The organism is Serratia sp. X3 (assembly GCF_014982455.1).
Lineage (GTDB): Bacteria > Pseudomonadota > Gammaproteobacteria > Enterobacterales > Enterobacteriaceae > Serratia > Serratia ureilytica.
In genome coordinates this window covers 1,343,251-1,364,338 of sequence record NZ_JADCNB010000001.1, presented here as the reverse complement: position 1 = coordinate 1,364,338, position 21,088 = coordinate 1,343,251, and the positions used below count along the sequence as shown (strand labels likewise).

Below are 21,088 nucleotides of genomic sequence, written 5' to 3'. Positions count from 1 at the left end.
AATTCTGTAATATTACGGTTTGATTCCCGGCAAGATTCCGACAACGGTCTTTTTCACAGTGAACGGGGTCACGCCGTGCAACATTCGCCGTATCTGATGGTTTTATTTCAAGGCTAAGTTATGCGATGCTTAAGCATTATTTATGCAAAAGGATCCTCGCATGTCCGCTTTATCCCGCTGCGCTTTCAGCGAAGGCAGCGTCGCTTTGCCGGAAGGCTATGCCGATCGCACCGTCAACGTGCTCTTGGCCGGCGATGATGTTTCCCCCTCAGTCAATATTTCCCGCGATGCGCTGCAGCCGGCGGAGAACCTGGAAAGCTACGTCACCCGCCAGCTTGATGCGCTGGCGCAGGGGCTGAAAGGTTGGGCGTTCAAAAGCCGCGAGCCGGCGTCGCTGGGCGATGGGCTGGCCGCCGGTGAGTGGGTACGCGCCAGCTACCTGCGCGACGGCAAACGCATCTGGCAGAACCAGGCGGTGTTTGCGCTGGCGGAAGGCCGGGTGCTGGTGTTCACCCTGGCGATGGCGCGCAAGCTGACGCCGCAAGACGACGCGCTGCTGCAGCAGGTGCTGAGCAGCTACCGGGCGGCATAACGATGAACTCTTTGCGTAAAAGGAACTTACGATGACCGAAGCGGCCCGCGTCGGCGATACCATCGGGCACTCCCATGCCCTGGCCGGCATGATTGCCGGCACGATTGTCGGCGGCCTGATCGCCGCCGCAGGCGCATTGGCAGCGGGGGCGCTGTTCGTCGCCGGCCTGGCGGCTTCCTGTATCGGCGTCGGCGTGCTGCTCATCGGCGCCAGCCTGGCGGTGGGGTATCTCACCGGGGAGGCGGCCACCGCGGCGCGTGACGGCATTGCCGACGCCGGTGCCGGTAGCCTGACCCCCAAAGGCAATATCGTCACCGGCTCTCCCAACGTCTTCATCAACGGTAAACCCGCCGCGCTCGCCACCAACAGCCAGGTAGCCTGCAGCGACGACGGCCCGAGCATGCAGATGGCGCAGGGCTCCGACAAGGTCAGCATCAACGGCCAGCCCGCCTCGCGCGTGGGGGACAAAACCAACTGCGACGCGCAGGTGATGGAAGGTTCGCCCAACGTGTTTATCGGCGGCGGCACCGTCACCACCTTGCCGATCAAGCCCGAAGTGCCGGATTGGCTGTATAAGGTCTCCGATCTGACGCTGCTGTTCGCCGGCCTGGTGGGCGGCGTGGGCGGCGCCGCCGGCAAGCTGGGGGCGCTCGGCAAACTGCTGGGCAAACTGCCCGGCATCAACAAACTGGCGCGCATCGCCTGCCGCGCCGGCACCCTGATGACCGCCACCGCCGCGGTCGGCATTATCGCCCGGCCGGTGGATATCGTCAGCGGCCAGAAATTCCTCGACGGCGAAGACGATCTCGATTTCGTGCTGCCTTCGCGCCTGCCGGTCGCCTGGCAGCGCTATTGGCGCAGCGGCAACCCCGGCGACGGCGTACTGGGCCGCGGCTGGAACCTGTTTTGGGAGAGCAGCCTGCAGCCGTATCAGGACGGCCTGGTGTGGCGTGCGCCTTCCGGCGACTTCGTCGCTTTCCCTATGGTGCCGCGCGGCCACAAAACCTACTGCGAAGCCGAAAAATGCTGGCTGATGCACAACGACGACGGCAGCTGGCAGCTGTTTGACGTCGGCGAACAGATTTTCCACTATCCGCCGCTGGCGGGCGATCGGCCGAGCCGGCTCAGCATGATCACCGACGCCATCGGCAACGCCACCTCGCTGTTTTACGACGACGAGGGGCTGCTGAGCGAACTGGTGGACAGCGCCGGGCAGCGCCTGATGTGCCGCTATGCGCAGGGCCGCCTGCGCGAAGTGGCGCTGCAAACCGCCGAAGGCGAACGGACGCTGGCGCGCTACGGTTACGATGAGCAGGGCCAACTGACGACGGTGAGCAACCGCGCCGGTGAGGTGACGCGCCGCTTTGGCTGGCGCGACGGCCTGATGATCAGCCACCAGGACGCCGCCGGGCTGCTGAACGAATACCAATGGCAAGAGATCGACGGCGTGCCGCGCGTGACGGCCTATCGCAACAGCGCCGGGGAATCCCTTGAGTTCGGCTACGACTTCGCCGGCGGGCGCCGCAGCGCGGTGCGCGGCGACGGCAAGCGGGCGGAGTGGCGGCTGGATGACGACGACAACGTGGCGCAGTACACCGATTTCGACCAGCGCCGCTACGGCTTTATCTACCAACGCGGCGAGCTGTGCAGCGTGCTGCTGCCCGGCGGCGCACAGCGCCGGAGCGAATGGGATCCTTACGGCCGTCTGCTGTCGGAGACCGATCCGCTCGGCCGCGTGACGCGCTATCAATATTCGCGCAACAGCGGCCGGCTGTTCGCCGTCGCATACCCGGACGGCAGCAGCGAAGCGCAGCACTGGGACACGCTGGGCCGCCCGACGCGCTATGTCGATGCGCTGGGCAATGCCACGCTGTACCGCTATCCGGATGACGAAGAGAGCCTGCCCGCTAGTGTGATCGACGCGCTGGGCGGGGAAGTGAAGCTGGAGTGGGACGCCCGCGGCCAGCTGACGCGCTACACCGACTGTTCCGGCAGCGTCACGGCTTATACCTACGATGCGCTGGGGCAACTGACGACGCAGACCGATGCCGAAGGCCACCAGACGCGCTACCGGTGGGATAACGGCGGCCGCCTGCATACCCTGATCCACCCGGACGGCGGCGAAGAGCGCTTTAACTGGAATGCGCACGGCCAGCTGGCCGAACATCAGGACGCGCTGGGCAGCCTGACCCGCTGGCAGTACAACGCCCTGGGGCTGCCGGTCAGCATCACCGATCGCATCAACCGCACCCGGCGCTATCACTACAGCCCGCAGGGCTGGCTGACGCGCCTGGAGAACGGCAACGGCGGCGACTACCGCTTCAGCTACGATGCGGTGGGCCGCGTGCTGACCGAAGATCGCCCGGACGACACCCGCCATTATTATCGCTACGGCGCGGCCGGGCTGCTGGAGGAGCACCGCGAGGTCGGCTTGCCGGGCAGCGCGGGCGAGCTGACGCAGCGCGAACAGCGCTTCCGCTTCGACGAGGCCGGGCAGCTGGTCTGGCGCGGCAACGCCAGCGCGGAATGGCATTACCGTTTCGACGCCATGGGGCGGCTGCGCGAGCTGAACCGCCTGCCGACGGCGAGCGGCGCGGCGCTGGGCATCGAGCCGGACAGCGTGCAGATGCGCTATGACGCCGCCGGGCGGCTGCTCGGCGAACAGGGCGTGAACGGCGAGCTGCAATACCAGTGGGATGCGCTGGCCAACCTGCAGGCGCTGACGCTGCCGCAGGGCGATCGCCTGCAGTGGCTGTATTACGGCTCCGGCCACGCCAGCGCCATCAAATTCAACCAGCAGGTGGTGAGCGAATTCACCCGCGATCGCCTGCACCGGGAAACCAGCCGCAGCCAGGGCGCGCTGCAGCAGCAGCGGCGTTACGACGCCCTGGGCCGCCGCAGCTGGCAGAGCAGCGCCTTTGGCCACGACAAATTGACCCGGCCGGAAGACGGCGTGCTGTGGCGCGCTTATCGCTACACCGGCCGCGGCGAGCTGGCCGGGGTGAGCGACGCGCTGCGCGGTGAAGTGCACTACGGTTACGACGCCGAAGGCCGCCTGCTGCAACACCGCGAACCTAATCAGGGCAAACCGGGCGCGCGGCTGGTGTACGATCTGGCGGATAACCTGCTGGGCGAACGCAGCCCGCAGAGCGACATCGACGCGCACCTGCCGCTGGCGCCGATCGCCGACAACCGCCTGACGCACTGGCAAAAACTGTTTTACCGTTACGACGCCTGGGGCAACCTGATCAGCCGGCGCAACGGCCTGTACGAACAGCACTACCGCTACGACGCCGACAACCGGCTGGTGCAGGCGCACGGCCGCGGCCCGCAGGGCGAGTTCGAGGCGCAGTACCATTACGACGCGCTGGGCCGCCGCAGCCGCAAGGCGGTGCGCTACAAGGGCAAAACCGAACAGACAACCCGTTTCCTGTGGCAGGGATACCGGTTGCTGCAGGAGCAGCGCGACGACGGCAGCCGCCGCAGCTGGAGCTACGATCCGGCCAGCCCGTGGAGCCCGCTGGCGGCGCTGGAGCAGGCGGGCGACAGCCGCTCGGCGGATATTTACTGGTATCACACCGATCTGAACAGCGCGCCGCTGGAAGTGACCGACGCAGCGGGCAACCTGTGCTGGTCCGGGCAATACGACACCTTCGGCAAGCTGCAGGGCCAGACGGTGGCCGGCGCGGCGAAGCGGCAGGGCGCGCAATATCAGCAGCCGCTGCGCTACGCCGGGCAATATCAGGACGACGAAAGCGGCCTGCACTACAACCTATTCCGCTACTACGAACCCGAGGTGGGGCGTTTCACCACGCAGGATCCGATAGGGCTGGAAGGTGGGTTGAATTTATATGCTTATGTCATGAACCCACTGACGTGGGTTGATCCTTTGGGATTAGCTGGGTGTCAGAGTGTAAACGCTAAACATATTTTTCATGGTGAGATTAACCGCCGAGGTCGTGCTGTTGGTTTCCATCATGAAGGAAGCATTGGGCATCTAGGAAAAGCTAGAGTAACTCAAGTCACGACACCACCAAACGCTCATGGCGTATATAAAGGTAAAGTGGAAATATTCGATTCTACTAGTGGGCAATGGGTACAAAAAGGGCCAGAATCTACATTTTTCCCAACATCATGGAACAGGCAGAAAGTAATGTCCGAAGTCCGTGGGGCATATAATAATGGCTCGGTCATGCCAAATGGAAAATGGGAAGGTATATCTCCGAGTGGCGTGAAAATTGGTGGCTATTTGGATTCTGGTGGGAATATTAATACAGCTTTCCCAATAATGTAATGGAGGTGGGGATGAGATTTTTTATTGGTGATGACGGTTATCCATCTATAGAAGCCAATGGTGATTTTAGGATACTGATTGACTTTTTAAAGGATGATATCCAAAGAAGTATCTATGGTGTCAATGAGTTTATTGAGGCCTGTAAGCTTGTAAGATCTGGGGCTCTGCCATTTTGGGAGGGGACGGGGAACTCTCATACTATAACTATTAAACCTAACGGTGTGGAGATTTTTAATGAGTACACCGAGGAGTCTATGATTGTTTCGAGTATAGATGAGTTTGAGGGGTATCTTGAGAAATGGAAGCATCTAATTTCAAATAAAAGTGGCTTGTGAGAATGAGAGAGGTAAATAATATACTTTAACGCTAAAAAATTAGGTTCAGCGAGGCGTTCTTTAGAAATAAGAATGAACTGGTTTATATAAGTCTGCAAAACGACATCCTCGCGCACCTGCCACCGGTGCCGATCGCCGACAACTGGCAGGTGCAGGCGCACTTCCGCGGCCCGCAGGGCGAATTCGAGGCGCAGTACCATTATGACGCGCTGGGCCGCTGCAGGAGCAGCGCGACGACGGCAGCAGCCGCAGCTGGAGCTACGATCCGGCCAGCCCGTGGAGCCTGCTGGCGGCGCTGGAGCAGGCGGGCGACAGCCGCTCGGCCTGGTATCACACCGATCTGAACAGCGCGCCGCTGGAAGTGACCGATGCAGCGGGCAACCTGTGCTGGTCCGGGCAATACGACACCTTCGGCAAGCTGCAGGGCCAGACGGTGGCCGGCGCGGCGAAGCGGCAGGGCGCGCAATATCAGCAGCCGCTGCGCTACGCCGGGCAATATCAGGACGACGAAAGCGGCCTGCACTACAACCTGTTCCGCTACTACGAACCCGAAGTGGGGCGTTTTACCACGCAGGATCCGATAGGGTTGCGCGGCGGGCTGAACCTTTATCAGTATGCGCCGAACCCGCTGATGTGGGTGGATCCGCTGGGGTTATCTGTAGAAGGAGTTCCACATGGCTTTAATAGTTTCGGCCAATTTAAACAGTTCGGTGAAGCATTACAGGCAGGAATGAGTAAATTAGGATATCCCGGCACAGTTTCATATATGCAAGGAAGCTCCGTATCGGGGGTAAGTTTCTCTACAGGTCAACCATTTGATGTTGGCCGTGTTAGTGATTTTGACGTTGCTATTTCACATCCTGAGCTATATCAAAAAGCAGAGCAGCTGGGAATAGGAAAAGGAGGGCGCAATGGACCAATTGATATGGGTAGTGAAATGGCTAAGAAATTAGGTATTGATGATACATTGCAAAAATTATCCAAAATGTCAGGAGGTAGACCTGTGAACGCAATGGTCTTTGAGTCTGCTGCTGAAGTTAAGGCTAAAGGAAAGGGAACTAGAATACCTGGTAAATGTGGTGGATAAATTATGAAAAAATTATATTTTTTAAAATATGGTAGTATTATATCAAAAAAAGAAGCGAGCAAATTACTGGACGATAAATGGGATATAACTTGTTCGGAGTATGACAGCTCCTATTTTGGAGTTTACTTTGCATATACTGGCCTTTATGCGGACAAGTTAACCATTACTGATAATTATATTCCTCACTCTAATGAGTGGTTAGAGGAAGATAACAAAGAGTTTAGCACGATAATTAAGGTGTCTTTCACTAATGGGAAGAATCCAGAAAAACTCAGCAGGTACAAATTCTTGAAGAATGCGTTTAATCAACTTGATGGATTATCGATCATAAGTGATGAGTGCATCGAAGAAGAGTGACCGACAAGCTGCGAAAGGATCCTTTCTTTGGAGCTCTTTAGTGTGCAGTATTAAATATGAGATATAAGATCAAAGCTTGAAAAGGAGATATTAGGTTCTTTAAAAATAAAAAAGGAAGAGTAAAAACATTAGATTGTTAGTTGCATCAAAGGCCCCCTGCTGCAACACCGCGAACCCAATCAGGGTAAACCGGGCGCGCGGCTGGTGTACGATCTGGCGGATAACCTGCTGGGCGAACGCAGCCCGCAGAGCGACATCGACGCGCACCTGCCGCTGGCGCCGATCGCCGACAACCGCCTGACGCACTGGCAAAAACTGTTTTACCGTTACGACGCCTGGGGCAACCTGATCAGCCGGCGCAACGGCCTGTACGAACAGCACTACCGCTACGACGCCGACAACCGGCTGGTGCAGGCGCACTGCCGCGGCCCGCAGGGCGAATTCGAGGCGCAGTATCATTATGACGCGCTGGGCCGCTGCAGGAGCAGCGCGACGACGGCAGCCGCTCGGCGGATATTTACTGGTATCACACCGATCTGAACAGCGCGCCGCTGGAAGTGACCGACGCGGCGGGCAACCTGTGCTGGTCCGGGCAGTACGACACCTTCGGCAAGCTGCAGGGCCAGACGGTGGCCGGCGCGGCGAAGCGGCAGGGCGCGCAATACCAGCAGCCGCTGCGCTACGCCGGGCAATATCAGGACGACGAAAGCGGCCTGCACTACAACCTGTTCCGCTACTACGAACCCGAGGTGGGGCGTTTCACCACGCAGGATCCGATAGGGTTGCGCGGCGGGTTGAACCTGTATCAGTATGCGCCGAACCCGCTGATGTGGGTGGATCCGCTGGGGTTGAGTAGTAAGCCTTGCAAGACTGAAGAAACAACCCGTGTTCGCCATTACACCAATCGTAAAGGCTCAAATGCAATTGAAGAAAGTGGCGTAATAAAAGCTCAGGATAATGGTCGAGTTTATGTTGAGCCAGCAAATAAAAAACCAATGAGTCAAGTTCAGGCTGAAAATAAATATCAAATTAAACCAGGAAGAGGAAGGGATTATGTTGAGACCGATGTTCCCAACTCACAATTAGAGTGGATTACTAATCCTCGCTATCATACCCAAGAGCTTACTGTGAAGGGTGATGTGCCCTTAAAAAACCCAACGATCACAAGAAGGAAGTAAGATGTTAAAAGAAAATGAAACAATCAAACTAACAGGTGAAGAAGCTGTTAATATAATCAAGGAGGTTAATTATTTATTGATCTCACTTGGTAATATCGCACATTATTATTACAGCGAGCCAGTTATTAGTGACGATAAGCGGTTAGAGTATGAGAGCGAAACAACTAAATTTATAGACAAGAATAAAGTTACACATAGGCTGGCAGAAATTAGAAGGATATTATCCAGTAAGTTTGATAATAGTCTTGGTGATGATGATATGGATGATATAGAGAGAGCTACAGAGGATACCCCTTATTGGGAGAAGCCGGGGGACTAGCCTCAAAGAAAATTAGGCACTACAGGAATAGCGTGGAGCCTCCTGCTAAATACCCAATGTGCCGTTAATCAGGGTGCAGCACTGCCCGCCGATCCAGGGCTCGCCGTCAATAAAGCGCACGCTCACGCGGCCATCTCGCTTCAGTTGGGTGCCCTGGCGCACCAGGTAGCCCTGTGCGGTTCGGTCGCCGTCGGGGAAGCGGTTGGCCTTCAGCAAGCGCGCCAGGCAGGCGTTGGCGCTGCCCGTTACCGGATCTTCGATCAAGGCGCCGCATTCCACCATAAATGCGCGCATTTCGTAATCTGCCGGTTCGGCCGCAGAACAGGCGCCATAAATCACTACGCCATCCACATCACAGGCGGTTTGCAACCGTTCGATCATGGCCTGATCCGGCATCACGGCCAGGCAAGATTGCGCATCCGGCAGGCGCATCATCAGCCAGCGGATGCCCATGTCGACAATAACCGGCAGGGTATCGGCTTCAATCACCGCCGGCTGTAAAGCGGCCATCAGCCGTTCTGTTTCCTCAACCGCCATCGCGCGAAAAGTGACTTCGGGCGCGGCGAACGCCAATGCGCCTTCCGGCAGGATGTTGATCGCCACCAGACCGACGCCGCATTCCTGCATCACCGTTCCGGGGCGTTTAGGCGCCAATCCGGCTTCCAGCAGGGCGTGTGCGGTGCCCAGCGTCGGGTGGCCGGCGAAGGGCAGCTCCTTTTCGGTAGTGAAGATGCGCACCTTATAATCCGCCGCCGGGTGCGTCGGTTTAAGCACAAAGGTGGTTTCCGAAAGGTTGGTCCAACGGGCCAATGCCAGCATCTGCGCGTCGTTCAGCCCTTCGGCTTCCAGCACCACCGCCACGGGATTGCCGAGCAGCGGCGTGGCGGTGAAAACGTCCACCTGTTTGTAGGCGCGGGGTATCACATCATCGCTTCTGAGCATTGGCCATCATCCGTTATCAACAAAACCTGATGATAACGATATTCGCCAATGGCTTCAAAGGGTTGAATTTTGTTTTGGCATACCTGCCCGTCGCCACCTCAGCCCCGGCTTGGCGAACATCACCAGGTTGCCCAGCAGAATCAGGCACAGCCCCAGCACGGCGTTGAAGTGCCACTGGTAGCCTTCGTAGATCGTCGAGATGGTCAGCGCCACCAGCGGGAACAGCAGAGTGCTGTAAGCCGCCGCGCCGGCGCCGATGCGGCCGAGCAGGCTGAAGTAGGCGGCGAAGGCGATCACCGACCCGAAGACAGCCAGGTACAGCAGGGAGCCGATATAGCGGCTGCTGAATTCGATCTGGAACGATGCGCCCTGCGCCAGGGCGATCAGCGCCATCAGCATCGCGCCGTAGGTCATGGCGTAGGTGTTGGTGGAAAAGATATCCAGCCCGCGGCGCTGATGACGCGCGCTGATCATATTGCCCAGCGAGAAGCCGTAGGTGCCGAGTGCGCTCAGACCGATGCCTTTGAGCAGCTCCGGCGCCATGCGGGTGGCGGCCAGATCTTGCCAGAACAGCGCCACGATGCCGGTCAACCCCAGCAGCGCCGCCGGCAGCAGGTTGGGGCTGGGGCGCTGGCGGAAAAACAGCAGGCTATTGAGGGCATTGAACAGCACCGCCATCGAAAAGATCACCGATTCCAGCCCGCTGCTGATATAGGCCGCCGCGTGATAAAAGCAGAAGAAGTTGAAACCGAACACGCAGCAGCCCTGCAGCACGCAGAATAGATGATCGCGCGGGGCGATGCGGCGCAGGCGGCGCGTTAACAACAGCACGATGAACATCACCGCGGCGGAAATGGCGAAGCGGTAAGCGATCGAGACAGGAATGGCCACCGGACCTTCCTGTTGCAGGGTGATCGCAATCCAGGTGGTGCCCCAAATCAGCACCACGGCGAGGTACAACAGCGCATTCATTCTATTCACTCCGAAAAAGCCGATGGCGCAGTATCCGCTTTGGCGTGCCGTCGCGCTTGCAGCGCCTTGCGCCCAGTTGCATATTCTTGCGCTTTTTTTGCCAAAAGCGCGGGGCGGCCGCTGGCATGCCGAGGCGCCACTCTTTACACTGTCGGCATGTCGAACAACGGGGCCGGCGATGTCCAACTATCAGGCGTTTGAAACACTGCGTGAGCATAAAGCGCGGTTGCACGGCCGCGTGCTGCTGGGCACCGGCGTGGAGCTGGCCGCCTGGTCCAACTGCAACGATCGCGTCACGCAGGAAAGCGCCGATCACCATACCCTGAGCCTGTACGTCGCCGACGGCTATGAGTGCTACCAGCAGGTGCCGGGCGGCTGGCGCAACGGCGGCGGGCCGGATCGGTTCTGCATCATGCCGCGCCAGTATGCATCTACCTGGGATGTGCGCAGCGATCTGTCATTCGTGCATTTGTACTGCACCGATGACCATCTACGGCAGTTGGCGGAGCAGACCTGGGATCGCAGCCCGGCGGCGATCAACGTAGAGCCGCGCAGCTTTGGCGAAGATCCGCAAATTACGCTGCTGTATCGCCAGTTCTTGCTTAACTGCGACTGGCGGGACAGCGCCAATCTGCTGGCGCTCAGCAGCGCGTCGAACCTGCTGATGTCGCACCTGATCCAACGCTACAGCCAGCTGCAGTGGACGCTGCCGCAGGCGCGCGGCGGCCTGGCCCCCGCGGTAGCCAGGCGGGTGCGGGAATATATCGCAAGCCATCTCGATCGGCCGCTGCTGCTGGCCGATCTAGCGGCGCAGGCCGGATTGAGCGAGTACCACTTCGCCCGCATGTTCAAGCACGCCACCGGCCTGGCGCCGCACCAGTTCGTGATGCGCGCGCGGCTGCAACGGGCGGAACAGCTGTTGCGGCATAGCCAACAGCCGATCACCGAGATCGCGCTGGCGTGCGGCTTCAGCTCCGCCAGCCATTTCAGCAACCGCTTCAAGGCGGCCTATGGATTTGCTCCGCTGCAGGTGCGGCAGGGGCGCTAACCGGAAGGGAGTGCAAGCATGGATCAACAATTTGCGGGCCTGGGCGTATTGTTCGTCGCCGGATTCGGGCCGATCACGCGTGAGAGCGACGCGAGCAAGGCGTTTTATGTCGAGGCGCTGGGGCTGCCGCTCAAGCCGATGCCGGGCAACGAGAGCTATCTGCTGGCCGAGCAGGGCGCGCTGGACGGGGTGAAACACTTCGCCCTGTGGCCGCTGGCGCAGGCGGCGCAGTCCTGTTTTGGCGACGATCGCTGGCCAGCGGATCTCGCGGCGCCGCAGGCGTGGATCGAATTTGACGTGGCCGACATGGCGATAGCCACCCAAGGGCTAATCGATCGCGGTTATCGGCTGCTGGTCGCCAACCGTGAAGAGCCGTGGGGGCAAAGCGTTACCCGGTTGCTCAGCCCGGAAGGGTTGCTGGTTGGCGTCACCTATACGCCCTGGCTGCGTTAAACGCCGCGCCGTTCGCCGCCGTTTCCCTGCGGCGGGCGGCTTAAGAACAAATTCGCATTAGCTTAAAGCTATCTGCGCTATAGACCTACCGAATCCCCGAGCTATCCCTCATCCTGAAAACAGTAATCCCGTTCATTGCGTAAAAACCAAGGGTCAGAACGCGCTATTGCCACGCCATTTCACGGCGATTTTTCACCCTCTTTTGGCGTCGTCAGGTGCCTGATGGGAATAGAGATTATTCTTATATTTCCGCTAACCGTTAAGAAATAATAATGATTCTCGTTTTCAACCACGGAAAGGAGAAGGAACGATGAAAACAGTGAAGCGAACGGGCATCGCGCTGGCGATAGCCCTGACTTTCCCCCTGGCATTGCCTGCCGCTACGGCGGCGCAAACCTCCCTGACAAACAGTAAGGCGGCGACGATGACGGAAAAGCACGGGCAGTTTATTGCGGTTGGTAAAGTGGTGCAGGTGACCTTTGGCGATTTCGCCTTCAAGCTGGATTTTACCGATGACAAGACCATGACCTTCACCGGCATCGGTGAGGCGTCGCAGGGCATCACCGATACCGTGCAGTACACCGCGGTGGAAATTCGGCCGAAGGTCTACATGGTCTACTGGCATGAGCCACAGTCCGGCGACAACGTGACGCATATCGAGGACTTCGAGCGCGGCGAGGTGTACACCAACATCGCCGCCAAGGACGGCAGCTTCACCCATCTGAAAGGGCAGCTGAAAATTGTAGGTCACTCAGGAAACTAAGGAGCAGTTATGAAAAAGGCATTGATCACCTGTGCGATCGTCGGCGGCCTGCTGGCGAGTTACCCGGCGCTGTCAACGGATCAGGCGGCGTCTTACAAATCGGCCGGCAAGGGCGGTTATCATCATGCTCAGCAAAAGCTGAAGGTGGTGGAAGATCTGTACGCGGGCTTCTTCAACCGCCATGACATCGGCGTGGCGCGGAAGCTGATTGTGGAAAACTACAAGCAGCATAACCCGTTCGTCGGCGACGGCATCAAACCGTTCCTCGATTTCTTCAGCCAGACCTTCAAAGACAACCCGCAGTACAGCGCTAAAATATACCGCAGCGCGGTCAACGGCGATCTGGTCTACGTTCACGTCAAATATCAAAATAACCCGCAGGATCGCGGCACTGCCAGCGTGGATATTTATCGGGTGAACGATCAGGGGAAAATCACCGAGCATTGGGACGTCAATCAGGATGTGCCGGAAAAATCGGCCAACGACAACACCATGTTCTGATGCAAAAGGGCCGCTGCGGCGGCCCTCTACGCGCCTGCAACACTTTATTTACTTACATAAATACCAAACGTTCATCGCGTCGAGTAGGCTACGGCCGCCTTTGGCAGTGGCGGCACGGTTGATGGGCGTCATTGTCCCGCCACTGCTTGAGGCGCCTCCCTCGCATTCCCCGTTATCCCGCGCGTTTAGGCTGCACTTTTTTGAACTGATGGCGCAGCTGCAGCGCATTGAATAGCACCAATACCGCCGTCACGGCGAACACCCAACGGAACCCCATCATCGCCGAAATGCCCGAACCCAGCAGCGGGCCGACCACGTTGCCCAGATACATAAATGACTGGTTATAGCCGAAGATGCGCCCGGTCACCTGATCGGAGGAATACTTCAGCAGCAGCGCCTGCACCGCCGGCATCAGTGCGCCATCGGCGAAGCCCAGTAGAAAGCGCAGAATGCCCAGCTGCAGCGGCGTATTCACCCAGGCCATCACGGCGAACAGGCCGGTGGTGAACAGCAGCGCGGCGATCAGAATGCGCGCGGTGCCGATGCGATCGCCGAGCCGCCCGAGGCGCGGCGCGGAGATCAGCGCCGCGATGCCGGGCACGGCGGCGATCATGCCGCTGACGAAGGCGATATTGCTGACGTTGCCCGACAGTTCGCGAATGAACAGCGTCAGGATCGGGCTGATGGAGGAGTTGGCCAGCTGAATCATCAGGGTGCAAACGAACAGCGTGACGATCAGCGCCGGATAGGGCAGCGACCGGAATACCGCCTTGCCGCTCAGCTGATCCGCTTTTTTCACCGTGATGCGCCGCTCTTTAATCAGGAACAGCGTCACCAGGAAGCTGACGAACATCAGCCCGGCGGTGACGAAAAACACCACCCGCAGCCCCAGATGGTCGGCCATCAGCCCGCCCAGCAGCGGCCCGGCGATCACGCCGGAGATCTGCCCGGTCGAGAGCGTGCCCAGCGCCCAGCCGCTTTTATCGCGCGGCGCCTGCGAGGCGACCAGCGCCATGGCGTTGGGAATATAGCCGGACGTCAGCCCCATCAGGGCGCGCAGCGCGAACAGCTGCCACACGTTGGTGGCCAGCCCCTGCAGCGCGATGACGATCGCCATGCCCAGCGAAGCGCGCAGCAGCATCAGCTTACGGCCCTTACGGTCGGCCAGGCTGCCCCACAGCGGCGACACCACCGCCGAGACCAAAAAGGTGCCGCTGAATACCAGCCCGGACCACAGGCTGAGGGATTGAGGATCGCTGACGCCGAGTTGTTCGACGTACAGCGGCAGAAAAGGGAGGATTTGGCTCATCGCCAGCCCGGTGAAGAAACACCCGAGCCAGACCGAGATCAGATTGACTTTCCACGCTTCCATCGACTTGTCGTACCACTTTGAATTTGGAGGGATTTGTTAAGCAAGATAATAATAACACCGCGAACTGGCTGGTGCGGGGTGAAATGCGTGAGAAAACGTAAAGCCCGTCGGCGGCGTTGTTATATTTTGCTATAAATTAATAGCTATATTAACATAGGTATTTATTTTAAGCTACTCCACCAAGCCGCTCAACAATCCGGCGGCACCACTCTCTCTCTATCCATTTCGCCGTGTCGGCGGCAAGGAGACGCTTTCTATGAATACCGCACTGATCGCTCTGGACTACATCGTGGATATCTCCCATCCGGAAGGAAAAATTGCGCGCTCGGCACAGCAGGTTATTGAGCGCGATGCCATCGCGCGGGCAAATAGCGCGTTGTCTCTCGCGCAGCGCAAGGCTTGGCTGCGCATATTGGTTAAAGTCGGTTTCGCGGCCGGTTATGTCGATCAACCAAAATACTCGCGGATGTTTGGGCAGGCGCATCAATTTGGCGCTATTGCACTGGGCCAGCCGGGCACGGATTTTCACCCTGATTTAGCGTCTGACTTGGGAGAGTTAACCATCGTAAAACCGCGAGTCAGCGCGTTTTATGGCACCAATCTGGATGCGACGCTGCGCGCCCGCCGCATTGAACGGTTGGTGATCTGTGGGGTCAGCAGCACCTGGGCGGTACAGGCGACGGCGCGCGACGCGCACGATCGAGATTATCAGGTGCTGATACTGGAAGAGGCTTGCGCGGCGGCCACGGCGGAAGAGCACCGGATCTCGATGGAAACGCTTGCCACTATTGCCGATATCGTCACGCTGGAACAGTTGAGCGCATTATGAAGCCGCTGTGTGAAGAAATCGCCTGGCGTCAGCTGCGACGGGGAACATGGGTGTTGGCGCCGTTGCTGGCCCTGAGCCTGGCGACAGGCAATGCCAACTGGCTGAAGGCTTCGGTGGTCACCATATCGCTGTTTGTCGTTTGCGAGCGCCTTGAACTGGCGCCGCTCGGCGTGGCGCTGCATGCGGCGGCATTGCTGCTGCTCTTTATGGCGCTGCTGTGCGCCATGTACACGCCGGTGATCTTCGTTTTGGCGTGCGTGTTGGCGGCGGCGGCGGCGGTTGGGATCTCCGCGTTGGGCGGGAGGCTGCGATCCCTGGGGAATTTTATTTTTATTCCGGCTCTTTATCTGGCGTGTGAAACCGCTGAAGGTGGCGCCGGCGCGCCATTAGCCCAACGCGGCTGGGCGCTGCTCCCTTTTCTGGGAGCAGCCGCCTTGCCGGTGTTGATGCTTGCACTGGCAGAGCACCGGCGGCTAGCGCGGCTGTCGACGAGTGACAACCTGCATCATTATCTCCAGCTGCGCCGCAGCGATGAGCTTGGCGCTCGCGTGGCCTGCGGCGAGGCTTTGCTCGCCGTAAGTTGTGCCGTTGCACTGTCGGCCGCGATCGTTGAGTGGCAACACATCGATTACGGGCAATGGGTGATCTGGTCGGCCGTCAGCGTGATCAGCGGCGATATGGCCGGTACGTGCAACAAACTCCGCCAGCGTGCGTCAGGGGCATTGCTGGGGGTGCCCGTCGGTATTTTGCTGGGTAACCTCATGCCGCATGGCAATGTGGGTTATGAACTGCTGAGCGTGGCGACGATGCTCACCTTGGTATCTTTTCATCGTTATACCTTGGGGTTTGGCGCCCGTTGCGCCTGCATCGCCTGCGCGTTGGTGATTGCAGGAAAAGCGCCGTCGATCGCCGCAGAAAGGGTGGTCAATGTGTTGCTGGGCGGTGGCGTCGGTCTGCTGTTCGCGTTGGTGGTGCACGCGGTGTTACCGGTCAACGCCGGTACCCGCCAATAGCGAGCTGGCATATTTCGTCCGCCAATTTCGGTTGACCGTTCCCGGTCTCGGTGTGAAAGTACGGACAAATCTATCGTTATCTATTGATGCCAATGAAAAAAGATCATCCTGAAGACGTGACGCTGCTGCGCACGCAGTTAATGTCGCTGGTGCGCCGCATGCGGCGCGAGTCGCGCAGCGACGAAAAATCCTGGGCCCAGCTGATGCTGTTGGGGGCTATCGATCGCCACGGCGGCGAAGCGACGCCGTCGTTGCTGGCGGAGTCGGAGCGTATGCGCTCCTCAAACCTGGCGGCCGCGTTGCGCGAGCTGGAAGCCGATGGGCTGCTGGTGCGCACGCCGGATACCGAAGACAAACGCCGGGTGCGGGTGCGGCTGACCCCCGCCGGGCTGGGTTTGCTGCAGCAAAGCCGCGCCCGACGTGAGGCCTGGTTGCTGGCGGCGATGGAAAGCTGTCTGTCCGAGCGGGAGCAGGCGCTGTTGCTCGAAGCGGGGGCGCTGATGGCGCGGCTGGCGGCGGCGCCCTCTGCGGAAGCGGACTGATTGCAGGGGCGGCCTGAGTTGCCCCCCTGCGGCGAGATTACGGCATCGGCCAATCGACCGGCATGGTGCTGACCACGTCCACGTAGCGATCCCAAGCCGATGACCAGAATTGGGCGAAGGCTTCGAGGGTGAAGTGAATGCCCATCAGGCCCATCACGAACCAGCAGGCGGTAAACAGGCCCAGGCTGCTGAACATGAACGCCATGCCATTGCGGCTGGTTTTACGGCAAACGACGTTTAACTGGCTGGCGAAGAACATCATCACGGCGCTCAGCAACTCCCAGCGCATCATGATTAAACCGGTGGCAATGGTACTCATCGAACTCGATCCTATGTAACAAAAAGCCGCATCCGGCAGGGCGCCGACAGGAAAATGCGGAGGAGAATAACGGTAATAGTGTGATATGGATCACATTGTAGCATTGAGAGGAACGGCGGCTCAATGGGGCGCGCGGTGAAAAAACACCGCCGGTAACATTCCAATATGCTGAAACAGTTATGCCATTTCATTAGCAACCTTTTCATGGGGCGTCGCGCCCGATAACGCTATGCTTGCCGGCTTTTCAGTTCCCTGATTTTGCGGGGGAATGTGACGCAAAAGGTATCGGCTCCGCATGGCCCTGTTAAAAGAAAAAATTCGCGACCACTCCGCGGAAGAGATGCTGTTTATCCGCCGGGCGGCCGTGGCGCTGGCGCTGGTGGTGGTCTGTTTCGGCGCGCTGGTCGTCAACCTCTACCGACTGCAAATTCGCCAGCACGGCTTTTACCAGACGCGCTCCAACCAGAATGACATCAAGATGTTGCCGATCGCCCCGAGCCGCGGGCTGATTTTCGATCGCAACGGCATTCCGCTGGTACGAAACGTGACACTGTATCGTATCGAGATCACGCCCAGCAAAATCACCGATATGGCGTCGCTGCTGCAGGCGTTGACGCCGATCGTCGATCTGACGCCGGAAGATATCAGCGCGTTTCGCGACGACATGCACCACAACAGCCGCTACAAGCCGATAACGCTGAAAGCCGGGCTGAACGACACCGAGGTGGCGCGCTTCGCCGTCAATCAATACCGTTTCGACGGGGTGACTATCGATACCTATCAGCAGCGTGAATATCCTTACGGCGCGCAGCTGGCGCACGTGCTGGGTTACGTGTCGAAGATCAACGACAGCGATCTCAAGCGCCTGGACAAGGCCGGGTTGAGCGAGAACTATGCCGCCGATCGCAACATCGGCAAACAGGGCATCGAGGCCTATTACGAGTCCGAGCTGCACGGCACCACCGGCTATCAGGAGGTGGAGGTGGATAACCACGGGCGCGTGATCCGCTTGCTGAAGGAGCAGCCGCCGCAGGCCGGCAAAAACATCTATCTGACGCTGGATCTGCCGCTGCAGCAGTACATCGAATCGGTGCTGAAGGGGCAACGCGCCGCGGTGGTGGTGGAAGATCCGCACGACGGCGGCATTCTGGCGATGGTCTCCAGCCCCAGTTACGATCCCAATCCCTTCGTCAAAGGCATCGGCTATCAGGCCTATAAGGCGCTGCTCCGCAACCCGGATTTGCCGCTGATCAACCGCGTCACCCAGGGCTTGTACCCGCCGGCGTCGACGGTGAAGCCCTACATGGCGGTTTCGGCGCTGTTTGCCGGGGTGATCACGCCCACCACCACCTTTTTCGGCGCGCCGACCTGGACGCTGCCCGGCACCGAACGCCGCTACCGCGACTGGCTGAAAACCGGTCACGGCATGCTCAACGTCACCAAAGCGATCGAGGAGTCCGCCGACACCTTCTTTTATCAGGTGGCCTATGAGATGGGTATCGATCGCATTCACCACTGGCTGAGCCAGTTCGGTTACGGCCAGTCGACCGGCATCGATCTGAACGAAGAGTACCGCGGCGTGCTGCCAAGCCGCGACTGGAAGCTGAAGGTGCACAAAAAAGTCTGGTATCAGGGGGATACGGTATCGGTAGGCATCGGCCAGGGATATTGGGTGGCGACGCCTATTCAGATGGTGAAAGCGCTGACTACGCTGATCAACAACGGTAAGGTGAAAACGCCGCACCTGCTGTATTCGCTGCAGCAGGGCAACCGGGTCACGCGTTATCAGCCGCCGACGCAGGCGCTGCAGATTGGCGATCCCCGTTCGCCTTACTGGGGCATTGTGCGCAACGGCATGTATGGCATGGCCAACCTGCCGAACGGCACCGGATACAAGCTGTTCCATACCGCGCCGTACCAGATTGCCGCTAAATCCGGCACCTCACAGGTATTCAGCCTGAAGCAAAACCAGACTTACAACGCCAAAATGATCCCGGTGCGGCTGCGCGATCACATCTTTTATACGCTGTTCGCTCCCTACAAAAACCCCCGGGTGGCGATGGCGCTGATCCTTGAAAACGGCGGCGGCGACGGCGTAGTGGCGGGGCCGACCGCGCGCGCGATCCTCGACCACATTTTCGATCCGGCCAACGCGCCGCAGCCCGGCGACGCGGCGCAAACTAAACCGCAGTTAAACGACAGTGCGGATGAGCAACGGTGATGCGGTTTGTTTTTACTTTCTTACAAACTGCAATCTCATGACCATTTCCGGCAAGGTAGACTGAAATAACACGATAAACCGAATAAAAACGCAGGGTTAACACAACAGTGGCGCCATCGACCAAAAAGAGCGGTAAAACCTATTCCACAGTTCGTTTCGGCTGGATTTGCGCCGGCATGCTGGTCTGTTTTTTTCTGTTGGCGTTCAGGGTCGGTTACCTGCAACTGCTGGAACACCAGCAGTTGGCGAACCAGGCTGACCAGCGCTCGATCCGCACCCAGGTGGTGCCGACCAACCGCGCCATGATCACCGATCGCAACAATGAGGCGCTGGCGGTCAGCGTGTCGTCGAAAGACATCGTGCTGGATCCGAAGCATATTATCGATACCCAGACCGATACCGGCAACGAACGCTGGCAGAGCATGGCCAACGTGCTGAAGATCCCGCTGGCGGACGTGCAGCATCTGATCCAGAGCAACGCGCACAAACGCTTTGTCTACCTGGCGCGCAAGGTGGAGGACGACAACGCCGCTTATATCAGCAAGCTGCACCTGACCGGCGTCAGCACCGAGCAGGATTTCAGCCGCTTCTATCCGATGGGCCAGGACGCGGCCGGACTGATCGGCATCGTCGGCCAGGACAATCAGGGGCTGGAGGGCATCGAGCTGGGCTTTAACCCGTTGCTGCAGGGTAAAAACGGCCTGCGGGTCTACCAGAAGGACGGCAGCGGCGCGGTTATCGGCGTGATTAAAAGCGTGGATCCGGTGCCGCCGCCGAATGTGACGCTCAGCATCGACAAATTTATCCAGTACGTGCTCTATGCGCAGATCCGCGACGGCGTGGTGGCTAACCAGGCCGACTCCGGCTGCGCGGTGCTGGTGAAAATCGACACCGGCGAAATCCTCGGCATGGCCAGCTACCCGTCGTTCAACCCGAACAACTATGGCAGCACGCCGGCGAAAGATATCCGCAATGTGTGCAGCAGCGACAGCTTCGAACCGGGTTCGACGGTGAAACCGGTCGTGGTGATGGTGGGGCTGGAACATAAGCTGATCCGGCCGGATACCGTGTTGGATACCACGCCGTATCGGGTGAACGGTCACCTGATCAAGGACGTCGGCCACTGGTCGAAGCTGACCATCACCGGCGTGCTGCAAAAATCGAGCGACATCGCGGTATCGCACATTGCGCTGGCGCTGCCGGCCACGGTGCTGCCGGCGGTCTACCGCAGCTTTGGCCTGGGGCGGCCGACCGAGCTTGGCATCGGCAACGAGAGCAGCGGCTACCTGCCGCAGCATCGCGAGCGCTGGGCCGATATCGAACGCGCTACGTTTTCCTTCGGCTATGGGCTGCGCGTGACGCCGCTGCAAATGGCGCGCGAGTATGCCGCGATCGGTTCCTTCGGCATTTATCGGCCGCTGTCGATCACCAAGGTGACGCCGCCGGTGATGGGGCAACGTATTCTGCCGGCCGATACCGTGAAAACCGTGGTGCATATGATGGAGAGCGACGCCTTGCCGGGCGGCAGCGGGGTGAACGCCGCGGTGCCCGGCTACCGTCTGGCGATCAAAACCGGTACCGCCGAGAAAATGGGCCCCAGCGGCAAATACGACGGCGGCTATATCAACTATACCGCCGGCGTGGCGCCGGCCAGCGATCCGCAGGTGGCGCTGGTGGTGATGGTCAACAACCCGAAAGCCGGCAAGCACTTCGGCGGCTCGGTAGCCGGACCGGTGTTCGGCAAGATCATGGCCCAGGTGCTGGAGCACATGAATATCCTGCCGGATGCCCAGCCGCTCAATGTGGTGTCGTCGGTTAAAGGGTGAGGATTTAAGCGGGAAGTGAGTGGGTCAGAAAATGTCTGACCCACGCTTCAATACCACGAGTTTAACCTACGGCAGTATTTATTATGGATATGCCTTGAAGTATTGATTGATATTCGACTTGAATG

The 21,088-nt window shown here is 59.1% G+C and carries 18 protein-coding genes and 2 pseudogenes; 16 read left to right on the top strand and 4 right to left on the bottom strand.

The window, feature by feature from the left end; genetic code table 11:
- The first annotated feature begins 160 nt into the window (after positions 1–160).
- The 7 genes and pseudogenes from IMX17_RS06310 to IMX17_RS06275 all read left to right on the top strand — a co-directional run bounded on the left by IMX17_RS06310 (position 161) and on the right by IMX17_RS06275 (position 8,162).
- On the top strand, positions 161–592 hold the full coding sequence (locus IMX17_RS06310) for a DcrB-related protein (RefSeq protein WP_046898410.1): 432 nt from the start codon (positions 161–163) through the stop codon (positions 590–592).
- 31 nt (positions 593–623) lie between these two features.
- Positions 624–4,886 carry an EndoU domain-containing protein gene (locus IMX17_RS06305; protein ID WP_193549478.1) on the top strand — a complete coding sequence of 1,421 codons (4,263 nt, stop codon included), beginning with the start codon at positions 624–626 and terminating at the stop codon, positions 4,884–4,886.
- An 11-nt stretch (positions 4,887–4,897) separates the two neighbouring features.
- Positions 4,898–5,221, top strand: a complete 324-nt coding sequence (locus tag IMX17_RS06300; protein WP_182264509.1) for a hypothetical protein — start codon at positions 4,898–4,900, stop codon at positions 5,219–5,221.
- Between the two features lie 134 nt (positions 5,222–5,355).
- Positions 5,356–6,308 (top strand): annotated as a pseudogene (locus tag IMX17_RS25400) (RHS repeat domain-containing protein); the annotation flags it as partial.
- Positions 6,309–6,311: 3 nt separating this feature from the next.
- On the top strand, positions 6,312–6,665 hold the full coding sequence (locus IMX17_RS06290; protein ID WP_033633100.1) for a hypothetical protein: 354 nt from the start codon (positions 6,312–6,314) through the stop codon (positions 6,663–6,665).
- A 147-nt stretch (positions 6,666–6,812) separates the two neighbouring features.
- A pseudogene (locus tag IMX17_RS25395) lies at positions 6,813–7,789 on the top strand (RHS repeat-associated core domain-containing protein); the annotation flags it as partial.
- A 55-nt stretch (positions 7,790–7,844) separates the two neighbouring features.
- Entirely contained in the window at positions 7,845–8,162 is a 318-nt protein-coding gene (locus tag IMX17_RS06275; RefSeq protein WP_060435512.1) for a hypothetical protein, read from the top strand.
- Between the two features lie 45 nt (positions 8,163–8,207).
- Here the strand turns inward: IMX17_RS06275 and IMX17_RS06270 are convergent, their stop codons facing one another.
- Both IMX17_RS06270 and IMX17_RS06265 read right to left on the bottom strand, forming a co-directional pair.
- Positions 8,208–9,104 carry a PhzF family phenazine biosynthesis protein gene (locus tag IMX17_RS06270; RefSeq protein ID WP_193549476.1) on the bottom strand — a complete coding sequence of 299 codons (897 nt, stop codon included), beginning with the start codon at positions 9,102–9,104 and terminating at the stop codon, positions 8,208–8,210.
- A 54-nt stretch (positions 9,105–9,158) separates the two neighbouring features.
- Entirely contained in the window at positions 9,159–10,076 is a 918-nt protein-coding gene (locus IMX17_RS06265) for a DMT family transporter (protein WP_046898406.1), read from the bottom strand.
- Positions 10,077–10,254: 178 nt separating this feature from the next.
- Between IMX17_RS06265 and IMX17_RS06260 the strand changes: the two genes are divergently transcribed.
- The 4 genes from IMX17_RS06260 to IMX17_RS06245 all read left to right on the top strand — a co-directional run bounded on the left by IMX17_RS06260 (position 10,255) and on the right by IMX17_RS06245 (position 12,841).
- Complete coding sequence (locus IMX17_RS06260; protein ID WP_193549475.1) at positions 10,255–11,124, top strand: helix-turn-helix domain-containing protein; 870 nt, start codon at positions 10,255–10,257, stop codon at positions 11,122–11,124.
- A gap of 18 nt (positions 11,125–11,142) precedes the next feature.
- Positions 11,143–11,577 (top strand): glyoxalase, encoded by a 435-nt coding sequence (locus tag IMX17_RS06255; RefSeq protein ID WP_117188372.1) that lies wholly within the window; start codon positions 11,143–11,145, stop codon positions 11,575–11,577.
- A 310-nt stretch (positions 11,578–11,887) separates the two neighbouring features.
- Positions 11,888–12,340, top strand: coding sequence for a MoaF N-terminal domain-containing protein (locus tag IMX17_RS06250; protein WP_099783007.1), 453 nt, complete (start codon positions 11,888–11,890; stop codon positions 12,338–12,340).
- A 9-nt stretch (positions 12,341–12,349) separates the two neighbouring features.
- On the top strand, positions 12,350–12,841 hold the full coding sequence (locus IMX17_RS06245; protein ID WP_033643018.1) for a nuclear transport factor 2 family protein: 492 nt from the start codon (positions 12,350–12,352) through the stop codon (positions 12,839–12,841).
- 172 nt (positions 12,842–13,013) lie between these two features.
- Here IMX17_RS06245 and IMX17_RS06240 read toward each other — a convergent pair whose 3' ends face one another.
- Positions 13,014–14,213, bottom strand: coding sequence for a multidrug efflux MFS transporter (locus IMX17_RS06240; RefSeq protein WP_094142508.1), 1,200 nt, complete (start codon positions 14,211–14,213; stop codon positions 13,014–13,016).
- 256 nt (positions 14,214–14,469) lie between these two features.
- Here IMX17_RS06240 and IMX17_RS06235 point away from each other — a divergent pair, with 256 nt between their 5' ends.
- The 3 genes from IMX17_RS06235 to IMX17_RS06225 all read left to right on the top strand — a co-directional run bounded on the left by IMX17_RS06235 (position 14,470) and on the right by IMX17_RS06225 (position 16,597).
- Positions 14,470–15,042 carry an isochorismatase family cysteine hydrolase gene (locus IMX17_RS06235; RefSeq protein ID WP_046898402.1) on the top strand — a complete coding sequence of 191 codons (573 nt, stop codon included), beginning with the start codon at positions 14,470–14,472 and terminating at the stop codon, positions 15,040–15,042.
- On the top strand, positions 15,039–16,055 hold the full coding sequence (locus IMX17_RS06230; RefSeq protein WP_193549474.1) for an FUSC family protein: 1,017 nt from the start codon (positions 15,039–15,041) through the stop codon (positions 16,053–16,055). The genes IMX17_RS06235 and IMX17_RS06230 overlap by 4 nt, the downstream gene beginning before the upstream one ends.
- Positions 16,056–16,147: 92 nt before the next feature.
- Positions 16,148–16,597: a MarR family winged helix-turn-helix transcriptional regulator gene (locus tag IMX17_RS06225; protein ID WP_193549473.1), complete on the top strand. Its 450-nt coding sequence runs from the start codon at positions 16,148–16,150 to the stop codon at positions 16,595–16,597.
- A gap of 37 nt (positions 16,598–16,634) precedes the next feature.
- Here IMX17_RS06225 and IMX17_RS06220 read toward each other — a convergent pair whose 3' ends face one another.
- Positions 16,635–16,916 (bottom strand): YjcB family protein, encoded by a 282-nt coding sequence (locus IMX17_RS06220; RefSeq protein ID WP_046898399.1) that lies wholly within the window; start codon positions 16,914–16,916, stop codon positions 16,635–16,637.
- A 295-nt stretch (positions 16,917–17,211) separates the two neighbouring features.
- Here IMX17_RS06220 and mrdA point away from each other — a divergent pair, with 295 nt between their 5' ends.
- Positions 17,212–19,137 (top strand): penicillin-binding protein 2, encoded by a 1,926-nt coding sequence (gene mrdA, locus IMX17_RS06215; RefSeq protein ID WP_193549472.1) that lies wholly within the window; start codon positions 17,212–17,214, stop codon positions 19,135–19,137.
- A gap of 107 nt (positions 19,138–19,244) precedes the next feature.
- Positions 19,245–20,963 (top strand): penicillin-binding transpeptidase domain-containing protein, encoded by a 1,719-nt coding sequence (locus tag IMX17_RS06210; RefSeq protein ID WP_193549471.1) that lies wholly within the window; start codon positions 19,245–19,247, stop codon positions 20,961–20,963.
- The last annotated feature ends 125 nt before the right edge of the window (positions 20,964–21,088 follow it).

Coding starts and splice junctions, on each gene's coding strand:
- IMX17_RS06255 (WP_117188372.1), top strand. CDS start 11,143: ATGGATCAACAATTTGCGGGCCTGGGCGTATTGTTCGTCGCCGGATTC.
- IMX17_RS06275 (WP_060435512.1), top strand. CDS start 7,845: ATGTTAAAAGAAAATGAAACAATCAAACTAACAGGTGAAGAAGCTGTT.
- IMX17_RS06240 (WP_094142508.1), bottom strand. CDS start 14,213: ATGGAAGCGTGGAAAGTCAATCTGATCTCGGTCTGGCTCGGGTGTTTC.
- IMX17_RS06225 (WP_193549473.1), top strand. CDS start 16,148: ATGAAAAAAGATCATCCTGAAGACGTGACGCTGCTGCGCACGCAGTTA.
- IMX17_RS06310 (WP_046898410.1), top strand. CDS start 161: ATGTCCGCTTTATCCCGCTGCGCTTTCAGCGAAGGCAGCGTCGCTTTG.
- IMX17_RS06290 (WP_033633100.1), top strand. CDS start 6,312: ATGAAAAAATTATATTTTTTAAAATATGGTAGTATTATATCAAAAAAA.
- IMX17_RS06305 (WP_193549478.1), top strand. CDS start 624: ATGACCGAAGCGGCCCGCGTCGGCGATACCATCGGGCACTCCCATGCC.
- IMX17_RS06235 (WP_046898402.1), top strand. CDS start 14,470: ATGAATACCGCACTGATCGCTCTGGACTACATCGTGGATATCTCCCAT.
- IMX17_RS06220 (WP_046898399.1), bottom strand. CDS start 16,916: ATGAGTACCATTGCCACCGGTTTAATCATGATGCGCTGGGAGTTGCTG.
- IMX17_RS06270 (WP_193549476.1), bottom strand. CDS start 9,104: ATGCTCAGAAGCGATGATGTGATACCCCGCGCCTACAAACAGGTGGAC.
- IMX17_RS06265 (WP_046898406.1), bottom strand. CDS start 10,076: ATGAATGCGCTGTTGTACCTCGCCGTGGTGCTGATTTGGGGCACCACC.
- IMX17_RS06300 (WP_182264509.1), top strand. CDS start 4,898: ATGAGATTTTTTATTGGTGATGACGGTTATCCATCTATAGAAGCCAAT.
- IMX17_RS06260 (WP_193549475.1), top strand. CDS start 10,255: ATGTCCAACTATCAGGCGTTTGAAACACTGCGTGAGCATAAAGCGCGG.
- IMX17_RS06250 (WP_099783007.1), top strand. CDS start 11,888: ATGAAAACAGTGAAGCGAACGGGCATCGCGCTGGCGATAGCCCTGACT.
- IMX17_RS06230 (WP_193549474.1), top strand. CDS start 15,039: ATGAAGCCGCTGTGTGAAGAAATCGCCTGGCGTCAGCTGCGACGGGGA.
- IMX17_RS06245 (WP_033643018.1), top strand. CDS start 12,350: ATGAAAAAGGCATTGATCACCTGTGCGATCGTCGGCGGCCTGCTGGCG.
- mrdA (WP_193549472.1), top strand. CDS start 17,212: ATGGCCCTGTTAAAAGAAAAAATTCGCGACCACTCCGCGGAAGAGATG.